The sequence below is a fragment of the Polaribacter batillariae genome (assembly GCF_017498485.1).
GTDB lineage: Bacteria > Bacteroidota > Bacteroidia > Flavobacteriales > Flavobacteriaceae > Polaribacter > Polaribacter batillariae.
On record NZ_CP071795.1, the window covers coordinates 3,203,228 to 3,227,744 of the forward strand.

Sequence of the window (24,517 nt, forward strand, 5' to 3'; positions counted from 1 at the left end):
AATTGTAACGAAGGCTATGTTTTATTTTTTTTGCAAAAACAAAATTTTAGCCCTTACAGATTTTTTAAAACCTGAAAGGATCTTTTTATTTATAAATTGGCATTTATACTCAATTTTATAAAAAAAAAGAAGCTGTCTCAAAAGTATTAAAACTTGTTATTTCGACTGTAATGGAGAAATCTTATTTATTGAATTTCAATATTTTAGATTTTTCGATAACTTCGTTAGCTACTTCCAATCAAAATATATTTTGATTTTAGTAATGCATAAAACGACAGCTAAATTTACTTTTAAGACAGCTTTCTTTAAAATACTTATCTACAGACATTGTCTGCTACATATAATCTTCAATAGGGTTGCAAGAACAAATTAAGTTTCTATCACCAAAAGCATCATCTACTCTTCTTACAGTAGGCCAAAATTTGTTTTCTGAAATATATTCTAAAGGAAAAGCAGCTTGTTTTCTTGTATATGGTAAAGTCCAATCGTCTGCAGTTAACATGGCTTGTGTATGAGGTGCATTTTTTAACGGATTGTTGTTGTCTTCTTTAGATGCATTTTTAATTTCTTCGCGAATAGAAATCATTGCTTCACAAAAACGGTCTAATTCTGCCAAAGATTCAGATTCTGTAGGCTCAATCATCATGGTTCCTCCAACAGGAAAAGAAACTGTAGGTGCATGAAAACCGTAATCCATTAATCGTTTTGCGATGTCAACGACTTCAATTCCGTTTTCTTTAAAATTGCGACAATCAATAATCATTTCATGCGCAGCACGCCCTTTTTCTCCAGTATATAAAGTTTCGTAATGTCCACTTAAACGTTCTTTAATATAATTTGCATTTAAAATGGCATTTTTTGTAGAATTTTTCAATCCGCTAAAACCTAACATTGTAATGTATCCGTAAGAAATTAAACATGCCAAAGCAGACCCCCAAGGAGCTCCAGAAATTGCAGTAATTGCTTGTTTTCCTCCAGTAGGAACTAATGGATTAGATGGCAAAAAAGGAACCAACTGTGGAGCAACACAAATTGGACCAACCCCAGGACCACCACCACCATGTGGAATTGCAAATGTTTTATGCAAGTTTAAGTGACAAACATCTGCGCCAATGGTAGCAGGGTTTGTTAAACCAACTTGTGCGTTCATATTTGCACCATCCATATAAACTTGTCCACCATTATCATGAATAATTTTGGTAATTTCTTTAATTTCTTTCTCATAAACTCCGTGAGTTGAAGGGTATGTTACCATTAAAGCAGCTAAATTATCTTTATGTAATTGCGCTTTTTCACGTAAATCATCAACATCGATATTTCCATTTTCTGCGGTTTTGGTTACCACCACTTTCATTCCTGCCATTACAGCAGAAGCAGGGTTAGTACCATGTGCAGAAGCAGGAATTAAGCAAATATTTCGATTAAAATCGCTACGACTTTGATGATAAGCCCTAATAGCCATTAAACCAGCAAACTCGCCTTGTGCACCAGAATTTGGTTGTAAAGAAGTACCAGCAAAACCAGTAATAATATTTAATTGATGTTCTAATTTTTTTAAAACAATTTGATATCCTTCTGCCTGATTTAAAGGCACAAATGGGTGAATATTGCCCCATTGAGGGTTGCTTAGAGGTAACATTTCTGAAGCGGCATTTAATTTCATGGTACAAGACCCTAAAGAAATCATAGAGTGGTTTAACGCCAAATCTTTGCGTTCTAATTTTTTAATATAACGCATCATATCTGTTTCAGATTGATAGGTGTTAAAAATTTCGTTTTCTAAGAAAGGTGTTGTTCTTTTGTATTTTCTGCAATCACTTCAAAATCAGAACCAAAAGATTCTTGCGTTAAAATTTGATGAAAATCGCCATAACTTTCTGCTGTAGAAGAGTTTGGCTGTTTTTTTAATTGACCAAAAATGGTAAAAATTTTCATTAAATCTTTTTGTGTTGTTGCTTCATTTATAGAAATCGAAATAAGACTATCTGTAATGTAATTAAAGTTTACTTTAAAAGATTCTGCAATGGGTTTTAAACGAACAGCATCAATTTCTACTAAAAGGGTGTCAAAATAAGCCGAGTTTAATTGTTTAAAACCTGCTTTTTCTAAATAACTTGCTACCAATTTTGTTTTGTTATGAACTGTATCTGCAATAAACTGAATTCCATCTTTTCCATGGTAAACAGCATACATTCCTGCCATAACCGCTAATAAAACCTGTGCAGTACAAATATTAGAAGTTGCTTTTTCTCGTTTAATATGCTGCTCTCTAGTTTGTAATGCCATTCTTAATGCAAAACCACCATCAGTATCTTTTGTAACCCCAATAATTCTTCCAGGAATACTTCTTTTATACGCTTCTTTTGTGGCAAAATAAGCAGCATGTGGGCCACCATATCCTAAAGGAATTCCAAAACGTTGTGTGGTTCCAACGACTACAGAAGCACCAAATTCTCCAGGAGCTTTTAATTTTGCTAACGATAAAATATCTGTAGCAACTGCTACTTTAATATCGTTTTCATTTGCTTTGGCAACAAAGGTTTCGTAATCGAAAATTTGCCCGAATTTTCCAGGATATTGTAAAATGGCACCAAAATAGTCGTTACCAAAATCGAAATCTTCATGATTTCCAACCACCAATTCAATTCCTATTGGTGTAGAACGTGTTTGTAATAAAGATAGGGTTTGTGGTAAAACTTCTTCAGAAACAAAGAATTTATTCGCGCCAGATTTTTTCTTAGCACGTTCTCTAACATCAAACAACAAGGCCATGGCTTCTGCAGCAGCAGTGCTTTCATCTAAAAGAGAGGCGTTCGCCAATTCCATTCCTGTTAAATCGCAAACCATTGTTTGAAAATTTAACAAGGCTTCTAATCTACCTTGGGCAATTTCTGCTTGGTAAGGTGTATAAGCAGTGTACCAACCTGGGTTTTCTAAAATATTTCTTTGAATAACACTGGGTACAATTGCTTCATGGTATCCTAAACCAATGTAACTTTTAAAAACTTTATTTTTTTCGGCGAGTTCTTTAATATGAGCTAAATACTCATATTCGCTCATTGCGGGCTCTAAATCCAAGTCGTTTTTTAGACGAATGTTTTCAGGAACGGTTTCGTTAATTAATTGATCTAAACTATCGGCTTTTATAGTTTTTAACATTTTTTCTTGTTCCTTTTTATTAGGTCCAATATGTCTTAGTTGAAACGAGTTTGTATTCATTAAAATAAGGTTTTTTATGTCTTTTCTCAAACGATTGAGTTGTGCTTTTTTAAGCAGAACAAAAATAGGGAATTTAATAGATTCTTATTTGATAGAATATTAATAATAATTAGTTAATTATTAACCAAACGGCAATGTTATTAACAGAAAAGCTATTTTTGTAAAATGAAGATTTTAAAGACGCTTTTCGACTTTTATATAAATGCTAGCATTCACGTAGCTTTGGCTGTATATAGTTTGGTAAGAATTACAGAGGTTTATTTAGGTGTATCGTACAGTAAAAATTTAGATGTTTTTATTTTCTTAGGTACAATTACAGGTTATAACTTTGTAAAATATGCAGGGGTTGCAAAGTTGCATCATAGAAGTTTAACAAATGGCTTAAAAATTATTCAAATATTTTCTTTTATTTGTTTTTTAGTATTGTGTTATTATGCGTTTTTAATTCCTTTTAAAACACTGCTTTTTGTAGTTCCTTTTACCTTGTTAACAGTTTTATATGCGGTTCCTTTTTTAAGTGGTTTTCATAAAAACCTACGTGAGGTTAGTTATTTAAAAATAGTTGTAGTTGCTTTGGTTTGGGCGGGTTTTACAGTGTTAGTTCCTGTTTTTGATTCAACTAAAACTATCGATTTTAATGTGGTGTTATTGGCCATTCAACGGTTTTTAATTGTAGTTACTTTAATATTACCTTTCGATATTAGAGATGTAAAATACGATGCCATTTCACTACAAACAATTCCTAAGAAAATTGGCGTTCAAAAAACAAAAAAATTAGGGTTAATTTTAATGATGTTTTCGTTGCTTTTAGAATATTTAATTGTGCCAAAAAATGATGCGAAAAATGCATTTATGATTTTCTTTTTTTTGGTGATCTTATTCTTAATGAGGGCAAAAATTAACCAATCTAAATATTATAGTTCGTTTTGGGTAGAAGCATTGCCTATTTTTTGGTGGTTACTTCTTTTGGGAATTCATAATATTTAAAGAAATTAAACTTGTTTTTTACAGACTTCAATATTATTGATATCAAATAAAATCGATTTGATAAAACTTTAAAATTACTTTCTAATAACTTACGATATTTGTAGATTTACGGTTAATAAATCAACCAAGATTTTAAAAATGAGTACCAACAAAAGAAACTATATTTTCGATTTCGATAGTACCTTAACAAAAGTAGAAGCATTGGATGTTTTGGCAGAAATTACACTCGAAAACAATCCGAAGAAACAAGCGATTATTCAAGAAATTACCAACATTACCAATTTAGGTATCGATGGTGAAATTTCTTTTACAGAATCTTTAGAAAGAAGAATAAAACTTTTAAAAGCCAACAAAGCCGATTTAAGTGCTTTGGTAGAAGCCTTAAAAAAGCAAGTTTCTAAATCTATAGAAAGTAATAAAGAGTTTTTCGAAAAATTTGCAGAAGACATTTATGTAATTTCATGCGGATTTAAAGAATTTATAGACCCAATTGTAAAAGAATACAACATTCCTTCCGAAAGAGTATATGCAAATACTTTCGAGTTTGCTAAAAATGGAGAAATTATTGGTTTTGATGCAAACAATGTGCTGTCAAAACACAATGGAAAAATTCAATGTTTAAAAGACATGGATTTAAACGGAGAAATACAAGTTATTGGTGATGGTTACAGCGATTATGTAACTCGTGAAGCTGGTGTTGCAGACAAATTTTTTGCTTACACAGAAAATGTTTCAAGAGAAAAAACTACCCAAAACGCAGACCATATTGCACCAAATTTAGATGAATTTTTATACATAAACGATTTGCCAAGAAATATCTCATACCCAAAGAACAGAATTAAAATTTTATTATTAGAAAACGTACATTCAGATGCTTTCGAAAAGCTATCGAAAGACGGTTTTTCTGTAGAAACAGTTTCTAAAAGTTTGTCGGAAGACGAATTGATAGAAAAAATAAAAGACATACACGTTTTAGGAATTCGATCTAAAACAAACGTTACACAAAAAGTGGTGAATGCCGCAGAAAAATTAATGGTGGTAAGCGCATTTTGTATCGGTACCAAACAAATCGATTTAGAAGCCTGTAAAGAAAAAGGAATTGTTGTTTTTAACGCACCTTACAGCAACACACGGTCTGTGGTAGAACTGGCAATTGGAGAAATAATTATGCTAATGCGTTCTGTTTTTCAACGCAGTACAGAAATACACAATGGACAATGGAATAAAACAGCAGAAGGCTCTAAAGAAGTTCGCGGTAAAAAATTAGGAATTGTTGGTTATGGAAACATCGGAAAACAACTATCGGTTTTAGCAGAAGCTTTAGGAATGGACGTGTATTATTACGATGTAGAAGACAAATTAGCCTTAGGAAACGCTACTAAAGTTAGTAATTTACATGATTTATTAGCAATTTCAGACGTCGTAACTTTACATGTAGATGACAATGCTGCCAACAAAAACTTCTTTGGAGAAAAAGAAATTTCTCAAATGAAAGATGGTGCACATTTAGTAAACTTAGCAAGAGGTTTTGTGGTAGATATTCCTGCTTTGGTTGCCGCTTTAAAAAGTGGAAAATTAGCTGGTGCTGCAATAGATGTATATCCAGAAGAACCAAGAAAAAACGGAGAATTTTATACAGAATTAAAAGGCTTGCCAAACGTAATTTTAACACCTCACGTGGGTGGAAGCACAGAAGAAGCACAAAGAGACATTGCCGATTTTGTACCGAGTAAAATTATGGCATACATCAATTCTGGAAACACAGTAGATGCTGTAAATTTTCCAAATATTCGTTTACCAAGGCAAACCAATGCACACCGTTTTTTACACATTCATAAAAACGTACCTGGAGTGATGGCGAAAATCAACAAGATTTTAGCGAAATACGACCTAAATATCAACGGACAATACCTGTCAACAGACCCAAAAGTAGGGTATGTAATTACAGATTTAGACAAAGAATACAATACAGAAGTAATCGATAAATTAAGAAAAGTAGAAGGTACAATTAGATTTAGAGTTTTGTATTAAAAGAGGCTACAACCCCTTAAAAAAGTTAAAAAGCCTTTCCATTTTATGTTGAAAGGTTTTTTTTTGGAGCTATTTCCAGCTTTACGCACTCGCTTTTTTTTATGCCGAATTTATTTCAACACCTCGCTTACAAAACAATTAATTTTATGATTAAAGCAGGTACTAACTCGAGTTTAGCATAAAAAAAGAGCTCAAACAAATGCTTCAATCTGGGCTAAACCTATCCAATAACTTTTAGCTTTAAAAAAACTTTGTACCTCTATGTTTTTGTAAAGAAAAAAGGGCGTTTCATTATAGTAATTTCAAACAAGAAATGGCATAAGAATCTAAAATTTCAACTCTTCCTTTAGATCTAAAATATAAATATCCTTTACACCTAAATATCTTCTACTACCCAAATACCTGTTTTTATTAAACTCATCGTAATTAGGCTGCAGAGAATCCATCGAACTCAAATGTACATTTCCAGAAGCGTGTATAAATTCCATTTTACCATTTCCTAACCAAATACCAACATGTGTAACGCTTTGTTTTTTTTCTTCAGTAGCTTTTTTACCAAAAAACAACAAATCGCCTTTTTCTAAATCTTTAAAAGTTAAGTTTTTATCGACAACTTTACCCGCATTTATTTGTTGCGAAGCATCACGTGGAATAACCAAGCCATTCATTAAATACACCATTTTTGTAAAACCACTACAATCCATTCCTTTCGAAGAAGTTCCTCCCCATAAATAAGGAAAACCATCCATTTTTAGAGCAATTCTTTCGATGTTTTCTTGCGAAGGTTGCAGTTTTTGTAACCACGAATCAAAAATTACGCCTTCACTTTTTTTAATGAATCCAACTCTATTATCAGGATATTTTACTTCGTAAAAAGAAGCATCTTCCGACAAATATTTTAGAACTCCGCCCAAAGTAATGTCAGAAACAATGGCCGCATTAGAACTACTTTTCGAATACACATACCCAAAATTTTGTGTAAAAAGTACTTTTTTAGACGTGTTCCAATTCTCGTATTCGTTTTTGGTCATTAAATGAATGCCACCTTTATCAACCCAAGAAATATACCTGTCTGGAGTTTGAATTCTATAAAAATCGCCTTTTTTATCTAACACTTTTAACGGCATTCCTAACAAACCTTGGGTGCCTAGTTCTGCAGAATGTTTAGGTTTCGAACGAATATTTATTACAGAGTTTCTCGCAACCGCAAACATTTTATCTCCAACAACAGAATCTGGTAAAACTCTAATTTTATTTACAATTTTAACTTTTAAAATTTTAAGACTGTCTAATAATTTTACGTACGCTTCTTTAGAATCTGTTTCTCCTTCAACAATAATTTTATCATCATAACTATCAAATTCAATCGTGTAAATAGCCACTCTTTTATCAGGTGCATATTGGTTTTTAAAGCTGTCGTTTACACCTTTTAATCCGCTAATTAAAAGCGAATTGTTATTGCAAGAAACAAAAAGAATTAGTGTAATAAGTAATAAGTGTTTTATCAATTTCATACGTTGTTGTTAAGTAATATATGGTATAAATTTAAGAATAAAGATAGTAATTAATTATTTTAAATTTAATTCTAAAGTAAGATTGTTTTATATTTGAAGAACTCATTTTTTTAGTTGATGAAATATCAAAATAACATAGCATTTGCAAAGCAACAAGATAGAGAAGATGCACTTTCGCATTTACGAAATCGATTTCATATCCCGAGAGATAAGTCAGGAAAAGAATGGTTGTATTTTACAGGAAATTCGTTGGGTTTACAGCCAAAATCAACCAAGAAATACCTCCATCAAGAATTAGAAGATTGGGCTAATTTAGGGGTTGAAGGGCATTTTGAAGCAAAAAATCCATGGTTAAATTACCACGAATATTTAACCGATAAAATGGCGAAAATTGTAGATGCAAAACCCATAGAAGTTGTGGTAATGAATACACTAACCACAAACTTACACTTGCTAATGGTTTCGTTTTACAGACCTACCAAAACCAAATATAAAATTGTTATCGAGAGTGATGCATTTCCATCAGATAGATATGCTGTACAATCGCAATTACAGTTTCACGGTTTTTCTGCGGATGATATTATAGAATGGAAACCAAGAAAAGGAGAAGAATTGCTACATGTCGAAGATTTAGAAAAAATTATTTTAGAACAAGGAGATAAAATCGCTTTGTTATTAATTGGAGGCGTAAATTATTATACAGGGCAGTTTTTAGATTTAAAAAAAATCGCAGAAATCGGTCATTCAAAAAACTGTGTTGTGGGTATCGATTTAGCGCATGGTGCAGGAAATATTCAACCCAATTTACACGAATCTGGAGTAGATTTTGCTGCTTGGTGTACCTATAAATATTTAAATTCTGGTCCAGGAAGTTTAGCAGGATTATTTGTACACGAAAAACACGCTAAAAATAAAGATTTGCCACGTTTTTCAGGTTGGTGGAACCATAACAAAGCAACGCGTTTTAACATGCGACAACCCTTTGATGTGATGGAAGGTGCAGAAGGTTGGCAATTGTCCAATCCTCCTATTTTATCGATGGCAGCGATTAAGGCTTCTTTAGATTTGTTTGACGAAGTTGGTATGGAAAAGTTGCGTCAAAAATCAGAAAAACTAACAGGATATTTCGAGTTTTTAATCAACGAAATTGATTCAGATGACATTAAAATCATCACCCCAAAAAATCCAAAAGAACGAGGCTGCCAATTATCTATCCAGGTAAAAAATGCCGATAAAAGTTTACATAAAAGATTAATGGAACAACATGTAATTACAGATTGGCGAGAACCCGATGTAATACGTTGTGCACCTGTACCCATGTATAATTCTTTTGAAGATGTTTACAGAATGGTAGAAATTTTAAAAGGATTATTATAAATGAAAAAGATACTTTTTATTTTATTTATTTCTGTGTTAATATTTTCTTGTTCAAAAAAGCAGAAAGTTAAAAACGTGGAATTAAAATACGTTAAAAATAAAGAGTTAGAAAGTATTTTAAAGAATAATAATTTAGAAGGAGCAATTCTTATTTACGACGCTAAACAAAAGAAGTATTATTCTAATAATTTTGTAAAAGCCAAAGAAGCATATTTACCAGCATCTACATTTAAAATTCCAAATACCATTATCGGCTTAGAAACAGGTTTTATTAAAAATGAACAATTTATTTTTAAATGGAATGGAGAATCGAGAGCTATGTCTATTTGGGAGAAAGATTTAAGTTTAAAAGAAGCATTTCAGAGCTCATGTGTTCCTTGTTATCAAGAGTTAGCGAGAAGTATTGGTGTTGAAAAAATGAATAAATATCTTCAGAAGTTATCTTTTGGAGATATGGACGTAAATTCAGAAACAATTGATAGTTTTTGGCTTTTAGGAAATTCTAAAATAACTCCTTTTCAACAAATTGACTTTTTAACAAGGCTATATAATAATAAATTACCAGTTTCAAAATCAACTTCAGAAATAGTTAAAAATATTCTAAAAATAGATGTTTTTAAAAAATATATTTTAAGAGGAAAAACTGGTTTAGCAATAAATGAGGAAAAAGATGCAGGTTGGTTTGTTGGTTATGTAGAAATTAATAAAAGCGTTTATTATTTTGCCACAATAATAACCCCAAAAGAAGAGATGATTAGAAGAGATTTTATTCCTTTAAGGAAAGAAATATCGATGTTAGCTTTAAAAGAATTAGAAATAATAGATGAATAAAAAAGATAAAATATTAATCATTGGAGCAGGATTATGTGGTTCACTTTTAGCTTTGCGTTTGGCACAAAGAGGGTACAAAGTTGAGGTGTATGAAAGCAGACCCGATTTAAGAAAAGTAGATATTTCTGCAGGAAGAAGCATCAATTTAGCCCTGTCAGACAGAGGTTTAAAAGCTTTGCGTTTATGCGGAATGGAAGAAAAAACTAGAAAGATCTGTATTCCTATGTATGGCAGATTAATACACGATAAAGAAGGAAACACGTTTTCCTCTAATTATTCTGGAAGAGAAAATGAATACATTAATTCCATCTCAAGAGGAGATTTAAACGCCATTTTATTAGACGAAGCAGAAAAACACGAAAATGTAAACATTCATTTCAACAAAAAATGCAAAAAAGTAGAAATAGAAAAAAATATCGCACATTTTAAAGATTACGAAACCAAAGAAGAATTTCCTGTAATTGCAGATGTTATTTTTGGGGCAGATGGCGCAGGTTCCTCATTGCGAAAAAGCTATATTTCCGAGCGAAAATTCTTATTCAGTTATTCGCAAAATTACTTAAATCATGGTTATAAAGAGCTGGAGATTCCAGCCAATAAGCAAGGAAATCATCAAATTAGTAAAGACCATTTACACATTTGGCCACGTGGCGATTTTATGCTTATTGCCTTACCAAATATGGATGGTAGTTTTACAGTAACACTCTTTTTAAGTTACGATGAAGGTAAATATAATTTCGAAAATTTAACTTCCGAAGAAAAAATAACCGAATTTTTCGAAAAAGAATTTCCAGATGCATTGTCATTAATTCCAAACATAAAAGAAGAGTTCATCAACAATCCAACAGGTGCTTTAGGAACCGTAAAATGCAGTCCTTGGTACTATCAAAATAAAACGCTTTTAATTGGCGATGCTGCACACGCAATTGTCCCTTTTTACGGACAAGGAATGAATGCTTCTTTCGAAGATGTTTTTGTGTTAGATGAAATTCTTTGTCATTTCGAGCCTTTCGACAAGCTCAAGACTGGTTCCAGTCGAGAAATCTTTGATTGGAAAACTGTTTTTAAAGCGTATCAAAAAGCCAGGAAAAAAGACACAGATGCCATTGCAGATTTGGCAATTGATAATTTTCATGAGATGAAAGACCATGTTGCAAATCCGCTTTTTAAAGAAAAAAGAAAAATAGAAATGGATTTAGAAAAGCATTTTCCAATGCAATATTTTTCAAAATATTCTTTGGTAACATTTAAAGAAAATATGGGATATAAAAAAGCCATGGATAGAGGTAGAGCGCAAGATAAAGCACTGTTGAATTTAATTTCGGGTGATGACATCTCGACTTCGCTCGATATGACAAAAGAAGAGTTAGAAATTGTATTAAAAAAAGTAATTAAAGAAACAAACGAAATTTTAAAAGAAGATAAAATTGCGGGATTGTAGAAGTATTTTGTCACTTTGAGCGCAGTCGAGAAGTAAATATGAATAGATATTTTGTTTACATATTAGAATGTTCAGATAAGTTATTATATACAGGTATTACAAATAATTTAGAAAGAAGATTTGAAGAGCATCAAAAAGGACTAAATAAAAGTTGTTTTACTTTTAAAAGAAGGCCTGTAAAATTAATTTTCAATCAAGAATTTAATGATGTCGAACAAGCAATTTATTTTGAAAAGAAAATTAAAAAGTGGAGTAAGAAAAAGAAATTAGCTTTGACAAATGATGATTTTGATATGTTAGAAATATTATCAGAATGTCAAAAAGCAACTCATCATAAATATAAACCTGAAAATAAATAGTTCTCGACTTGAGCCTGTCTTGAGCTTAACGAAAGGCTCGAACTGACAAAAAGAATGAAAAAATATATTGTTTTACTTCGTGGAATAAATGTATCAGGAAAAAACAAAATTCCAATGGCAGATTTACGAACCATATTAACTAGTTTAGGTTTTAAAAATGTGCAAACTTATATTCAAAGTGGTAATATTATCTTAGAAACCACTTTAGAGAAAGAAGAAACTTGCTCAAAAATAAAAAAAGGAATTCAAGAGGAATTTGGTTTTGATGTTCCTGTATTAGCAAGAACAATTGAAGAATGGAAAAAAGTAATTGATAATTATCCTTTTTCAATAGAAAACGAAAAAATAGTAGCTTTTGCATTTCTAAGTAAAAAGCCAAAAAATTTAAATTTGGAGATCAGGAATTTAGATGAAGATAAATTCCAATTGAATGATGATGTTGTATATTTATACTGTCCATCAGGTTTTGGAAAAACAAAATTAACCAACAATACAATTGAGAAAAAACTGAATGTAATTGCAACAACAAGAAATTACAAAACAACTTTAAAGCTATTAGAATTAGCAAAATAATTATTAAATGTCTCCTCGAGCGCAGTCGAGAGGTTTTTAATAATAACAAACATTAAATTAGGTCTCGACTGCGCTCGACCTGACAAGAGAAATGGAAGAAAAAAAAGTAACACCAAGAGGCGCATATCCACACATAAAAGTTGTGGGCGATTTTATTTTTGTTTCAGGAACAAGTTCCAGAAGAGCAGATAATTCTATTGCAGGAGTCGTAATTATTGACGAAATGGGAACTAAAAAATTAGATGCGTATTTACAAACCAAAGCCGTTTTAGAAAATATAGAAAAGAACTTGCAAACCGTTGGCGCAAGTTTAAAAGACGTTGTAGATGTTTCTTCTTTTTTAGTAAATATGAACGATTTTGCAGACTATAACAAAGCCTATGCAGAATTTTTCGACAAGGAAACTGGCCCCACAAGAACCACAGTTGCTGTACATCAATTACCACATCCAGATTTGGTGGTAGAGATAAAAGTAACTGCTTATAAAAAGCAAGAATAAAGAATTAAGAAAAGAGAATAAAGAGGTCTTGAATCTTTAATCTATTTTCTCTTATCTAAATAAAGAATGAAAATAAAAAACTACATCAACGGAAAATTCGAAGATCCAATACATGGAGCATATATTAATAATTACATTCCATCAAAAGGAGAAATCTACGGACAAATTCCTAATTCTTCCAAAGAAGATGTAGAAAAAGCAGTACAAGCCGCAGAAAAAGCATTTCCAATTTGGAGCAATACAACTTTAGAAGAAAGAAGTAAAATAGTATTAAAAATTGCGGATTTAATTTTAGAAAAATTAGATTTTTTAGCAGCAGCAGAATCCAAAGACAATGGAAAACCAATCAGTTTAGCAAAAACGGTAGATATTCCACGAGCAGCCAGTAATTTTCGATTTTTTGCCAATGCCATTACACAGTTTGCATCAGAAAGTCACGAAAGTGTAGGTTTAAATGCTGTTAATTTTACTTTGCGTCAACCACTTGGAGTAGTAGGTTGCATTTCTCCCTGGAACTTACCTTTGTATTTATTTACCTGGAAAATCGCACCAGCCATTGCTGTAGGAAATTGTGTCGTTGCCAAACCAAGTGAAATTACACCAATGACTGCTTTTTTATTAAGCGAAATTTGCGACGAAGCAGGCCTCCCAAAAGGTGTTTTAAATATTGTACATGGCCTAGGAATATCAACAGGACAAGCCATTGTTGCGCATCCAAAAATCAAAGCGATTTCGTTTACTGGAGGTACAAAAACAGGAGCACACATTGCTAGAATTGCAGCACCCATGTTTAAGAAACTTTCTTTAGAATTAGGAGGAAAAAACCCGAATATCATTTTTGCAGATTGTGATTATGAGAACATGTTGGCAACCACAGTGCGTTCTTCCTTTGCAAATCAAGGTCAAATTTGTTTATGCGGAAGTAGAATTTTGGTTGAAGAAAAAATCTACGAGCAATTTAAAAAAGATTTTACTAAAAAAGTAGCTAATTTAAAAGTAGGAAATCCATCAGATTCAACAACAAATATTGGAGCATTAGTTTCCAAACAACATTTAGAAAAAGTAAAATCTTATATAGATAATGCAGAAGAATATGGAGGGAAAATCCTTTTTGGTGGAAAAGAAGTACATGTAAAAAATTACGAAAACGGTTATTATTTGCAACCCACAATTATTGAAGTATCAGACAACAATTGTAAACTAAATCAAGAAGAAATTTTTGGACCAGTAGTAACTATTATGTCTTTTAAAACAGATGAAGAAGCACTGCAATTGGCGAACGATGTAAAATACGGTTTATCTGCAACTTTATGGACAAACAATTTAAACAGAACGATGCAGTTTTCCAAACAGTTACAAACCGGAATTGTTTGGGTAAACACGTGGATGTTGCGTGATTTACGAACACCTTTTGGGGGAGCAAAAGAAAGTGGAGTAGGACGTGAAGGTGGTTTTGAAGCACTACGTTTTTTTACAGAGCCAAAGAACATTTGTATCGAATATGAATAAAGAAATAAGAGAAAAAATAATAGAAGTTTGTAACGAGAAAATTGCTAAAAAAGGAGAAAACGTAGGTTTGTCTTTTTATGCATTTTTCAAAAATAAAAATAATAACCCAAAGTTGTTAATGGAAGTTGCAACTTGGTGGATTGAAACCCATAAATTAGATTATTTCGAAAAAGCGATTAAGATTAAGAGAATGATTATTGAACATAAATAACCTATTGTCATTCCTGCGCAGGCAGGAATCCATAATAGAATTACAAATTAAAAATAGATTCCTGTTTTCACAGGAATGACAGAAGTATATGAATTTACAATTAAAAAACAAAAACGCTTTGGTTTGTGGAAGCACACAAGGTATAGGAAAAGCAACAGCATTATTATTGGCAGAAGAAGGCGCTAATGTTACTTTACTTGCTAGAAATGAAGAAAAACTGAAATCAGTTTTAAAAGAAATTGAAGAGTGTCAGTTCGAGCGCAGTCGAGAACAAAATCACAATTATTTAGTAGCAGATTTTTCCAAACCAAATGAATTAAAACAAGTGTTAGAAAATTCGGATTTGCAATTTCATATTTTGGTAAACAATACAGGAGGTCCTGCAGGAGGCCCAATATTTAATGCAAAAATCGAAGAATTCGAAAGCGCTTTTACTCAGCATTTAAAATGCAATCATATTTTGGTACAGGCAGTGGTTCCGTTTATGAAAACCGAATCTTATGGTAGAATTATCAACGTAATTTCTACTTCTGTAAAACAACCTTTAGACGGTTTGGGCGTTTCAAATACCATTCGTGGTGCAGTTGCCAATTGGTCTAAAACCTTGGCAAATGAGTTGGGGGCATTTAAAATTAACGTAAATAATGTTTTGCCAGGAGCCACAAATACAGAACGTTTGAATGAAATTATTAAAAATAAAGCAGGCAAAACAGGTTTGTCAATAGAAGAAGTTTCTAAAAATATGATGAATGCTTCCCCAGCAAAACGTTTCGCAAAACCAGAAGAAGTAGCCAATGCAATTGTGTTTTTGGCGAGTGAAAAAGCCAGTTTTATCAACGGAATTAACGTTCCTGTTGATGGTGGAAGAACGAAAAGTTTGTAAATTTAACGAAATTTCGCGTTAGGGATTGCAGTGGAAATCCTTTTGCCTTTTTTAAGGCAAAAGATTGAAGCGAAAAGCCCGACCTTTTTAGGTAACGCCCAAAAAATAATATTATGAGTAATTTAGTACAACCTTTAAATTTTAAAAAGTGGATTGACGAACACCGTCATTTATTAAAACCACCAGTTGGTAACAAGCAAGTTTGGGAAAATGGCGAGTACATTGTAATGGTTGTGGGTGGTCCCAATAACAGAAAAGACTACCATTATAACGAAACTCCCGAATTTTTTTATCAAATAGAGGGCGATATGATTTTAAAAATCATAGACGATAAAGGCGAAATGATTGATGTAGCAATTAACGAAGGAGATATTTATTTGCTTCCAGGAAAAGTGCCACACTCGCCACAAAGAAAAGAAAATACGGTTGGTTTGGTTATAGAATATCCGCGTTCGGAAGGAATGTTAGATGCCTTGGAATGGTATTGTGAAAACTGTGGAAATCCTTTATACAGAGAAGAATTTGCGTTAGACAATATCGAAACAGATATGCCCGTTATTTTTGATAAATATTATTCCGACAAACAAAAATGTACTTGCGACAATTGTGGAACCGTAATGCAACCACCTAATAAAGTTAAATAATTTTTTATCTCTGACTTTCAACTATTTATCAAAGTAAATTTCAGTAGAAATCCACAATATATTTTAATTAATAATAATAAATTTTCTAATTTTTAAGGAATTACAAAAATTATGACACGAAGAAAACTACGCATTAACGGACATTCGCATTTGCTTCCTTATCCAGAGGAAATTCCACAATACATGAAAGATAAGGGGATTTTTTGGGTAGATAAAGATCGTAAATTTATGCTCCAAAAAGATTGGAACAGACCCATTACAGACTCTAGTTTTTTCTTAAATGAAAAATTGGCTTGGATGGAGCGTTTCAAAATAGATCATGCTGTGGTTTTAAACTTATCGCAATTATATGGAAATGGTTTGCGCGTAGAAGAAATGAAACAAGCATTGCGTTTTCAAAATGATTTTAATGCGAGAATTCAGCATGAAAACCCTTCTAAATTTACCTGCGGATTTGTGGTGCATCCAGGATTTGTAAGAGGTGCTTGTTGGGAAATTGAACGTTGTGTAGAGGTTTTAGGAATGCGATTGTTGTGTTTGCCAACGCATTATATGGATACCATTGGAACTTGGCGTTGCATTTTTGATGAAGAAAACGACCCAATTTTTGAGCTAGCCAGTAAGCATAATTTGGCTGTAGAAATTCATCCTTATGATGGAGAAAAATTTATAAAATTAGAAAATACATCTTGGCGTTTTCATTTAATTTGGATGTTGGCACAATGTGCGGATGCTTATCATTTTTTTACCTTAAACGGTTATCAAGATAAGTTCCCAGGAATGCGTGTTTGTTTTGCACATGGAGGGCAATTAGCGCAAATAAATTTAGGAAGAAGAATTCAAGGTTTTGATGGAAGACCCGATTTATTTGAAGGCAAAACACACCCAAGAAAAGCAGTTGGTCATAAAAATATCTTTTTTGATACGTTGGTTCATGATACTAATTCGTTAGATTTATTAGTAAAAAATCAAGGAACCAAACAAATTTTAATGGGTTTAGACGATCCTTATCCTTTAGGTGAAATGGAAAGTGCAAAACAATCTTCTTATCCAGGAAAAATATTAGATTTGGCTAAAGAACGCAATATTTTAAATGATAAAGATTGTGATGAAATTTGGGAAGACAACGTTTTACAATGGTTGTTTGGGAATGATGAAAAATCGAAACAAAACCTTATTAATAAGATTTTAAAAGCATAACTGTCATTTCGACCTTGTGGAGAAATCTATGAATGTAATAAAAAGATTTCTCAACTACACTGCGTTTCGCTCGAAATGAAAGTTCTTAACGTTTGCAGTTTTCAGTATGCAGTTGGCAGTCTTCAGTTGGCAGTCTTCTGTATGCGGTCTTTGTTTTTAGTCGAGTTTCTGACTGGGTATTGCCTACTGAAAACTGCAAACTAATTCTACTTCTCGCACTGTTTTAAAACCTGTTCTGCTCTTTTTATCATAAACTTCGGATAAAATTCTTCCTCAATTTTTTCTTCTTTTCCTAATTTAATGGCACGTTTAATTTCATCGCAATAAGGTTTTGTAGATTTTCCGAAAAAACGAGCTGCTCCCATATTCCATTCCGCATTTCCCATGATTACTCTTGGGTTGTTTGGTGCAATTGCTAAAGCTTTTGCGTATAATTGTGCATTTTTTCCAGACAACGTCATTCCGTATTTTTGCCCGTCAAAAGCAATATATGCTGTGTTTAACAGTGCTTGGGTGATTAAAATTTCTGGATTATTTTCTGAATTGGATTTTGCAACATCTAAAAACTCTTGTGCTTTTGTTAATTTTGCCTTTAAAGTAGCTTCGTCTTTTAAGCCAAAACTTGCTAGAATTTCTACAGTTGCAGCGTAGTAAGCAGGTTTCCATTTTTTGGGTTCGGCTTTCGAAATTCTTTCAAATAATTGAAAAGCTTTTACCATTTCTCCTTTTTCCCAATGAGAAAAAGCTTTTTTCATTCCGTTTTGATATTTTGATTGTGCAGAAATAGTTACTGTAAACATTAGGATAAATAAGAGTGCTAGTTTTTTCATTTTTAAGAGATTAAGTTAAGGTTGTTGGTTTATATTTCGATATTAATTGTTTTGTTTTTAGATAACTGAAATTTTGCGTCTTTGTATTTTGGAGCACCCATAAATCCTCTTGCGTTATTCGAACAACCGTAATCTTCTTTTGGGATTCCTAAGAAATTGGTATCCATTTTATCGTTGTCGTTTTCATCATGAAAAAATGAAACTGCATATTCTCCTTTTGGAATTCCTGTTATAGTATAAGTTGCTTTTTTATCGGTAATTTTTGCCATTCCACCTTTAAAACGTTTTTTTAAAAACTGCCCTTCTTCGTTGTATAAAGCGATTAAAACTTTTCCTTTGTTAGAGTCTAAACCAGATATATTAACGGTTAAATCGAATGTTGTTTCTTGTGCGTTTGTGGCTAAAATTCCTCCAAAAATAATGGCTATTGTTAAAAGTAGTTTTTTCATAATTGTTTGTTGTATTTGTTTGATGATGTAAATATCGGTTGTTTTTAGAACTTTAAAACAAGAAACATACCGAATTGTAATTTTTTAATACTGAATTGTGGTTTTATTTATGTTTCAAGGTTTCAAGGTTTCAAGGTTTCAAGGTTGCAGAGTTCTTTCTTTTGAATGTCATTTCGACTTTATGGAGAAATCTTAAAATTATGTTTGAGATTTCTCAATTCCACTGCGTTTCAATCGAAATGACAATCTACTTTTGATTATGGCAATTAGTTAGCAAACAAGTCTAGCCCAGATTGAAATGACATCCTTTTCTTTTTTTTCAACAAAAAGATACAACCTTTCGACTTCGCTCAAGATAAATTGCAAGCTGGAAATAGCTCCTTAAAAAAATCACAAATTATCTAACTGGTTTGATTTATTATCGTCGCTAATTGTCCAGAAAAAACCAACAAAAAAGAAACTATCTGCGTTGGGTACTCTGGCTTGTCTTTCGAAATTTCCATTCATGTTTGGTGTGTTTTTATAGGTGTAGCCAAAGATGTTTTTTGTTCCTAAAACGTTGTTTACAGAAAAATATAATATTTTTTGTTGGTCTATTAAATATGCCCAATTGAAACTTAAATTGTTGAAATTTTTTGTTTGACTGTTTAAAAAACCTGCTTCGTTCGGGTTTGTGTAATTTCTACCTGAGGCAAATTGATAACTAAAACCAATTTGACTTTTCCAATCTTCAATCCAATGTTTTGTTACGATGGATAAATTATGTTTCGATGCAAAGTTTGGTTGTGCTGTATTTGGGTAATTTCTATAGTCTCTTTCAGTATCTAAATAGGAGTAAGAAACCCAATAATCTGTATTTTTAATTTTACCATTTTGCCTCCAAAAAACATCTATTCCTTTGGCAAATCCAAATCCATTATTGTTGAATGTTGAGTTAAAGTTAGGCTGATTATCATTAAAATTCGTTGAATTATTATCGAACTTAACCAAGCTGTTATAGTCTTTGTAATAAGCTTCGATTCTGAATATTTGACCCTGTTTTACAGATTGATAATTAGCGATTAAATGTGATGTGTTTTGAGCTTTTAAATTTTGTGTAAATCTTAAAAACTCATTATTTGGGTTTTGATAAAACTGCCCATATGCCAAAGAAAATTGTGAGTTTTTACCTGATTTGTATGAAATGGAAGCTCTTGGAGATACTGTAAACTCGTTTAATAATTCAGAATTTTCTGCCCTTACGCCAACTTTTGTAACCAAGTTTTTAGAGAAGAAAATATCGGTTTCTACAAAAGAGGCAAAAATATTATTATCGAAACCGTATTGGAATTTATTATTGTTAATTGGTGTGTAACTTTCATCGTAATTTGTAATAAAATATTCTGCTCCAAAATTTAAACGAAATCTACTTGAAAAAAGCTTTCTTAATTTTGCTTTAAAATGGTATGAGTTTTCATTACTTTTAATTTGATCATCTATAAATTTAATGTTAGAATTGTCGTTTGTGTAACTGATGGCGGTTTCATATTTCCAATTATTACCGAATTTATTTTTGTAAGAAGCATTAAAATATAAGTTTCTGTTTTGTAAGGCAAAACGTAAACCATTATCAAAATTTATGTCATCTTGTACAACATCAAAATCAGAGTAACTATAAGCACTGTATAATTTTAACATGGAATCGTCTTTAAATTTTTGTCTAAAAACCATTTCACCATTTGCAGATTGAAAAGGTTTGTTCCAAATATTTCTATCTTTAAAAATGGCATTGTAAGGGGCTAAATTGATGTAAGAAGTATTGATGCTGAAAGAACTTTTGTCCCATTTTTGCGTATTTCCAACACCTAAACCCACTGTCATTAAAGAAATATCTGTTTTTTCCTGATCAGGTTCATCGATAGTTGATAATGCTAAAACACTAGAAAGCGCTTGCCCGTATTCTGCAGAATAGCCACCTGTAGAAAATGTTATTCCTTTGAATAAAAAAGGCGAATACCTACCTCTTGTTGGAATGTTGTTTGTGGTTGGTGTAAATGGCGTAAAAACTCTTGCGCCGTCTATAAAAAATTGAGTTTCTTCTGCTTCTCCACCTCTTACAAATAAACGCCCATCTTCGGCAACTGCAACAGTACCTGGTAATGTTTGTAAAGCGCCTACAAAATCTCCTAAAGCACTTGCTGTAGTTACCACGTCTAAAGGTTTTAAAACAGTAACTTTTCCTTTTTCTCCAGCTTCAAAAGTTCCTGCATTTATTACAACTGCATCTAAAGAATTTACATCGTCTCGTAATTTTATTTTTAAATTATTGAATGTTTTTACATTGGCAGTTTTTGTATAAGTTTCGAAAGAAACAAAAGAAATTACCAAAGTTTGAGTGCCTTTTTCTTCTGTTTTAAAAGTAAATTCTCCTTTTTCGTTTGTTGAGGTTCCATCATAAGTACCATCTAAATACACATTTGCTCCTAAAATAGGAATGTTTTTAGAATCGGTAACTTTTCCTGAAACTGTGGTTTGTGCAATTAAAGTAAATTGGCAAATTGTAAAGAGAAAAAATAATAATCGTTTCATCATTTTGTTTTTTTGATGGTACAAAGATGAAAGGAATCGTATTCTTTTTTATAAAAAGAACTACCGAATTGTAATTTTTAAATGATGAGTTGTCACTTTAATTTTTAGGCTTTGAAAAAATTAGACACAATATATTTTTTTAATTTGTTTAGTCCTAATTGATTCTTTAGCTTCAAATAGCTTTATTTCAACTTAAAAAAAGTTATAAATGATTATTTTAAATCATTAATGTCCGATAAAAAATATAATGGATTGATTCTATTTTCTATATGACTAATATTCAGTGTTTTAATTTTTTAGTTTTATTAATTTCTAAAAACAGGCTACCAATTAAACGATAGTTGTTCCTTTTCTGCTTTATCAATAATCCAGTCTTTTTCTGGATCTTCCAAAAACCTAATCAGATTCAGGTAATTAAAAAGATGGATTCTACAAAAACTAACCAAATTAGAAAACGCCCAATTTCGTTTAAATATCTTTAAACAAACTAATTGTACTGCTATCAAAAATCTTAATTTGCTTATTTATTACATCCTTAATTCGGCTGTCCGATAAAAAACTACCATAATGTTTTAGTAATTGATGATAAATATTTTCAAAAACCACAACGTCTCTTTTCTTATTTGCATCGGATAAAGTACTTCGTTTTGGAATACAATTCAATTGAAAATTACTGGTCTTTCCAGACAAACCAAGCATTGCACCAGATACTTCTCGAAGTGATGTACACTTAGAAAACGAACAAAAAAGCATACTTATCAAATGATTTTTTGTTGTAAATCGCTTTGTGTAGCGATTTGAATCACACTTTTTAACGGCTCTTGTGATTATTGAATTATCAATTAAAGAAATCAGCTGTCCGAAAACAGATTTACTAGAAAAATTATTACTTTTACTCATCGTATTTTGTATTTCGAAACACAAATTTACGAATCATTTAAGAAGCCAATCTTTTTTGGCTTCTTTTTATCGGACAACAATGATTCAAAAAGTACACTATATAAAAAACAACAGTATAAAATGATTAAAAAAGGTATTTTGTAATTCCGGTTGTTTTTAGTCCGTTTTAAAACCTGTAAACAAAGAAATAAAACAATTGGAATGATTAAAAAATCATTCACATAAAAACGAATACATTGCGGTAATTGAATGTTTAAAAAAGAAGAAAAATAAATAAAACTCCCTAAAAGAAATGATAAGACAACATATTTTAAAAGGATGTTTTTCATGTTAACCAGCAGCAACCATTGCAATAAACCACGCTAAACCAGCACCAATTGTGCTAACCACCGTAATTGCTGAATGAAAAATCCAACCCACAATTCTGTATAAAAAGAAAGGATGCTTTTTTAGACGTTCAACCAAATTAGGGTTTTCTTTCTCATAAATCGCTTTTTCAATTCTTTTTTGCTTTCCAGCTTCGGCTTTAATTTCTTGTTTTTTTTGATGGGAAATTAATGTATTGCAATTCGTACAATACTCTTTATTTGTGTTAAAAGTGCCACAATTAGGGCATTTTATAATTCTTTTTCCGCTCATAATTGTTCTTTAAAAGAATACTTGTTTTTCTTTTTATAAGGACGAATAATTAAACGTGTTTCCCTATCAAAACGAATGTAATTATACACCCAATTTAGAAAAACAATGGCTTTGTTTCTAAAACCTATTAAAGAAAAAAGGTGTACAAACATCCAAACAAACCAAGCAAAAACTCCTTGAAATTTCCATTTAGGTAAATCTACTACAGCTTTATTACGTCCAATGGTTGCCATAGAACCTTTATCATTATAAACAAAAGGTTTTAGTTTTTTGTTGAATAATTTTGCTAAAATATTTTTTGCTACTAATTTTCCTTGTTGAATGGCGGGTTGCGCCATCATTGGATGTCCAAAAGGTGTTTTTTCTGAAGTCATGCAAGCAACATCACCAACTGCATAAATATTCTCGTAGTTTAAAAACTTTGTTATATTCGTCAACTTTTATTCTTGCAGCTCTTTCTATTACACATTCTGCTTGTAAACCGTCAATCGTTTGTCCTTTTACACCAGCAGCCCAAATAACAGTTTCTGCCTTAAAATGGTCTAATCCGTTTGTCGTAACTGTTTTACCATCATAATCTAACACACGCAGGTTTTTCCAAACATTAACGCCCAAATCAATTAAAAAATCTTCTGCTTTTTCAGAAGCTTTTGCACTCATTCCTTTTAGAATTTCGCCAGAACTTTGTATTAAATTTATTTGCATTTGTCTGATGTCTAAATCAGGATAATCTTTTGGTAAAATTCCTTTTTTCATTTCTGCCAAAGCACCAGCCAATTCTACTCCTGTAGGGCCACCACCTACAATTACAAAGTTCATTAACGCGTTTCTTTCTTCAAAGTTAGAAGTTAGTAATGCTTCTTCGAAATTTTCTAAAATTAAACTTCTAATATTTAAAGATTGTGGAACAGATTTCATTTCCATCGCATATTTTTGAATATTGGTATTTCCAAAAAAGTTGGTTGTAGAACCAGTGGCAATGATTAATTCGTCGTATTCTAAATTTCCAATGGAAGTTTCAACGAGGTTTTTGTCTGGGTTTATTTTAACAACTTCTGCCAATCTAAAAAAGAAGTTATCTACATCATTAAACCGTTTTCTTAAAGGAAAAGCGATAGAATCTGGTTCTAAACCACCAGTGGCTACTTGATACAATAAAGGTTGAAATGTGTGGTAATTGTGCTTGTCTATTAAAACAACTTGTAGTTCTTGTTTTTCTAATCCTTTTGCAACTGCTAAACCAGCAAATCCTCCACCAATAATTACAATTCTTGGAAAACTTGTTTGTGGAATGTTCATATTTGGTTTTTGGACTTAAGTGTTAGGGTTTTTCTAAGTACAAATTTACTGAAAAGGAATTTATTGGTAATAAATTATAACACAGATTTACACAGATTTAAATTGAATAAGTTTGTTTTGTTTCGGGTATTTAATTTCATTAAAAATTAAACGTACAGTTTTGTCACGCAGAAAGCGTCTCAAACAAAAGCAAGCCACTAACGTGAAATTCCTACGGAATGACAAACTGTGTGGGAGAAACGGAATACTAAAAACAATTAGAACATATTGTTTTATCTGAATTTTTTAATCGAAAAGAATTTATTAGCGAAATACTTCTGTAATTCTTCTCCGAAGATAGTTGATTTCAAATTTTTTTAATTTCATTAAAAATTAAACGTACAGTTTTGTCACGCAGAAAGTGTCTCAAACAAAAGCAAGCCACTAACGTGAGATTCCTACGGAATGACAAATTGTGTGGAGAAACGGAATGCTAAAAACAATTATAATATATTGTTTTATCTGAATTTTTTAATCGAAAAGAATTTATTAGCGAAATACTTCTGTAATTCTTC

General features: G+C 31.6%; 19 protein-coding genes and 2 pseudogenes. 13 read left to right on the forward strand and 8 right to left on the reverse strand.

All coding sequences use genetic code 11. From position 1 onward, the window contains the following. Window positions 1–334 precede the first annotated feature (334 nt). Window positions 335–3,219: pseudogene (gcvP, locus tag JL193_RS14220) on the reverse strand (aminomethyl-transferring glycine dehydrogenase). 165 nt (window positions 3,220–3,384) lie between these two features. Between gcvP and JL193_RS14225 the strand changes: the two are divergent. Then, on the forward strand, window positions 3,385–4,206 hold the full coding sequence (locus tag JL193_RS14225; protein ID WP_207971420.1) for a UbiA prenyltransferase family protein: 822 nt from the start codon (window positions 3,385–3,387) through the stop codon (window positions 4,204–4,206). Window positions 4,207–4,344: 138 nt separating this feature from the next. Further along, window positions 4,345–6,237 carry a phosphoglycerate dehydrogenase gene (gene serA, locus JL193_RS14230; RefSeq protein WP_207971421.1) on the forward strand — a complete coding sequence of 631 codons (1,893 nt, stop codon included), beginning with the start codon at window positions 4,345–4,347 and terminating at the stop codon, window positions 6,235–6,237. Between the two features lie 326 nt (window positions 6,238–6,563). Here the strand turns inward: serA and JL193_RS14235 are convergent, their stop codons facing one another. Further along, a complete protein-coding gene (locus JL193_RS14235; RefSeq protein WP_207971422.1) occupies window positions 6,564–7,751 on the reverse strand; it encodes a C40 family peptidase in 1,188 nt (395 codons plus the stop codon). A gap of 117 nt (window positions 7,752–7,868) precedes the next feature. Between JL193_RS14235 and kynU the strand changes: the two genes are divergently transcribed. The 11 genes from kynU (at window position 7,869) to JL193_RS14290 (ending at window position 17,278) form a co-directional block, all read left to right on the forward strand. Further along, window positions 7,869–9,128, forward strand: a complete 1,260-nt coding sequence (gene kynU / locus JL193_RS14240; protein WP_207971423.1) for a kynureninase — start codon at window positions 7,869–7,871, stop codon at window positions 9,126–9,128. Continuing rightward, window positions 9,129–9,959, forward strand: a complete 831-nt coding sequence (blaOXA, locus tag JL193_RS14245) for a class D beta-lactamase (RefSeq protein ID WP_207971424.1) — start codon at window positions 9,129–9,131, stop codon at window positions 9,957–9,959. Continuing rightward, window positions 9,952–11,400 carry an FAD-dependent oxidoreductase gene (locus JL193_RS14250; RefSeq protein WP_207971425.1) on the forward strand — a complete coding sequence of 483 codons (1,449 nt, stop codon included), beginning with the start codon at window positions 9,952–9,954 and terminating at the stop codon, window positions 11,398–11,400. Before blaOXA ends, JL193_RS14250 begins: the two co-directional genes overlap by 8 nt. A gap of 38 nt (window positions 11,401–11,438) precedes the next feature. After that, window positions 11,439–11,759: a GIY-YIG nuclease family protein gene (locus tag JL193_RS14255; protein ID WP_207971426.1), complete on the forward strand. Its 321-nt coding sequence runs from the start codon at window positions 11,439–11,441 to the stop codon at window positions 11,757–11,759. Window positions 11,760–11,813: 54 nt separating this feature from the next. Next, window positions 11,814–12,332, forward strand: a complete 519-nt coding sequence (locus JL193_RS14260) for a DUF1697 domain-containing protein (protein ID WP_207971427.1) — start codon at window positions 11,814–11,816, stop codon at window positions 12,330–12,332. 91 nt (window positions 12,333–12,423) lie between these two features. Further along, window positions 12,424–12,831 (forward strand): RidA family protein, encoded by a 408-nt coding sequence (locus JL193_RS14265; RefSeq protein WP_207971428.1) that lies wholly within the window; start codon window positions 12,424–12,426, stop codon window positions 12,829–12,831. A gap of 66 nt (window positions 12,832–12,897) precedes the next feature. Further along, on the forward strand, window positions 12,898–14,340 hold the full coding sequence (locus JL193_RS14270; RefSeq protein WP_207971429.1) for an aldehyde dehydrogenase: 1,443 nt from the start codon (window positions 12,898–12,900) through the stop codon (window positions 14,338–14,340). Next, the gene (locus JL193_RS14275) at window positions 14,333–14,551 is read left to right on the forward strand and encodes a DUF6500 family protein (protein ID WP_207971430.1); all 219 of its coding nucleotides are present in this window, start codon (window positions 14,333–14,335) and stop codon (window positions 14,549–14,551) included. The genes JL193_RS14270 and JL193_RS14275 overlap by 8 nt, the downstream gene beginning before the upstream one ends. Window positions 14,552–14,639: 88 nt before the next feature. Next, window positions 14,640–15,434 (forward strand): SDR family oxidoreductase, encoded by a 795-nt coding sequence (locus JL193_RS14280; protein WP_207971431.1) that lies wholly within the window; start codon window positions 14,640–14,642, stop codon window positions 15,432–15,434. 113 nt (window positions 15,435–15,547) lie between these two features. Then, entirely contained in the window at window positions 15,548–16,078 is a 531-nt protein-coding gene (locus JL193_RS14285) for a 3-hydroxyanthranilate 3,4-dioxygenase (RefSeq protein WP_207971432.1), read from the forward strand. Window positions 16,079–16,189: 111 nt separating this feature from the next. Beyond that, window positions 16,190–17,278: an amidohydrolase family protein gene (locus tag JL193_RS14290; protein WP_207971433.1), complete on the forward strand. Its 1,089-nt coding sequence runs from the start codon at window positions 16,190–16,192 to the stop codon at window positions 17,276–17,278. Between the two features lie 206 nt (window positions 17,279–17,484). Here the strand turns inward: JL193_RS14290 and JL193_RS14295 are convergent, their stop codons facing one another. The 6 genes and pseudogenes from JL193_RS14295 to JL193_RS14320 all read right to left on the reverse strand — a co-directional run bounded on the left by JL193_RS14295 (window position 17,485) and on the right by JL193_RS14320 (window position 23,963). Next, window positions 17,485–18,108: a hypothetical protein gene (locus JL193_RS14295; protein WP_207971434.1), complete on the reverse strand. Its 624-nt coding sequence runs from the start codon at window positions 18,106–18,108 to the stop codon at window positions 17,485–17,487. A 29-nt stretch (window positions 18,109–18,137) separates the two neighbouring features. Then, window positions 18,138–18,557, reverse strand: a complete 420-nt coding sequence (locus JL193_RS14300) for a DUF2141 domain-containing protein (protein WP_207971435.1) — start codon at window positions 18,555–18,557, stop codon at window positions 18,138–18,140. A gap of 390 nt (window positions 18,558–18,947) precedes the next feature. Continuing rightward, window positions 18,948–21,125 (reverse strand): TonB-dependent receptor, encoded by a 2,178-nt coding sequence (locus tag JL193_RS14305; RefSeq protein ID WP_207971436.1) that lies wholly within the window; start codon window positions 21,123–21,125, stop codon window positions 18,948–18,950. Between the two features lie 468 nt (window positions 21,126–21,593). Beyond that, window positions 21,594–22,025 carry a DUF4372 domain-containing protein gene (locus tag JL193_RS14310; RefSeq protein ID WP_207971437.1) on the reverse strand — a complete coding sequence of 144 codons (432 nt, stop codon included), beginning with the start codon at window positions 22,023–22,025 and terminating at the stop codon, window positions 21,594–21,596. A 330-nt stretch (window positions 22,026–22,355) separates the two neighbouring features. Further along, window positions 22,356–22,664 (reverse strand): hypothetical protein, encoded by a 309-nt coding sequence (locus JL193_RS14315; RefSeq protein WP_207971438.1) that lies wholly within the window; start codon window positions 22,662–22,664, stop codon window positions 22,356–22,358. Continuing rightward, a pseudogene (locus tag JL193_RS14320) lies at window positions 22,661–23,963 on the reverse strand (NAD(P)/FAD-dependent oxidoreductase). The gene JL193_RS14315 and the pseudogene JL193_RS14320 overlap by 4 nt, the downstream one beginning before the upstream one ends. Window positions 23,964–24,517: the final 554 nt, after the last annotated feature.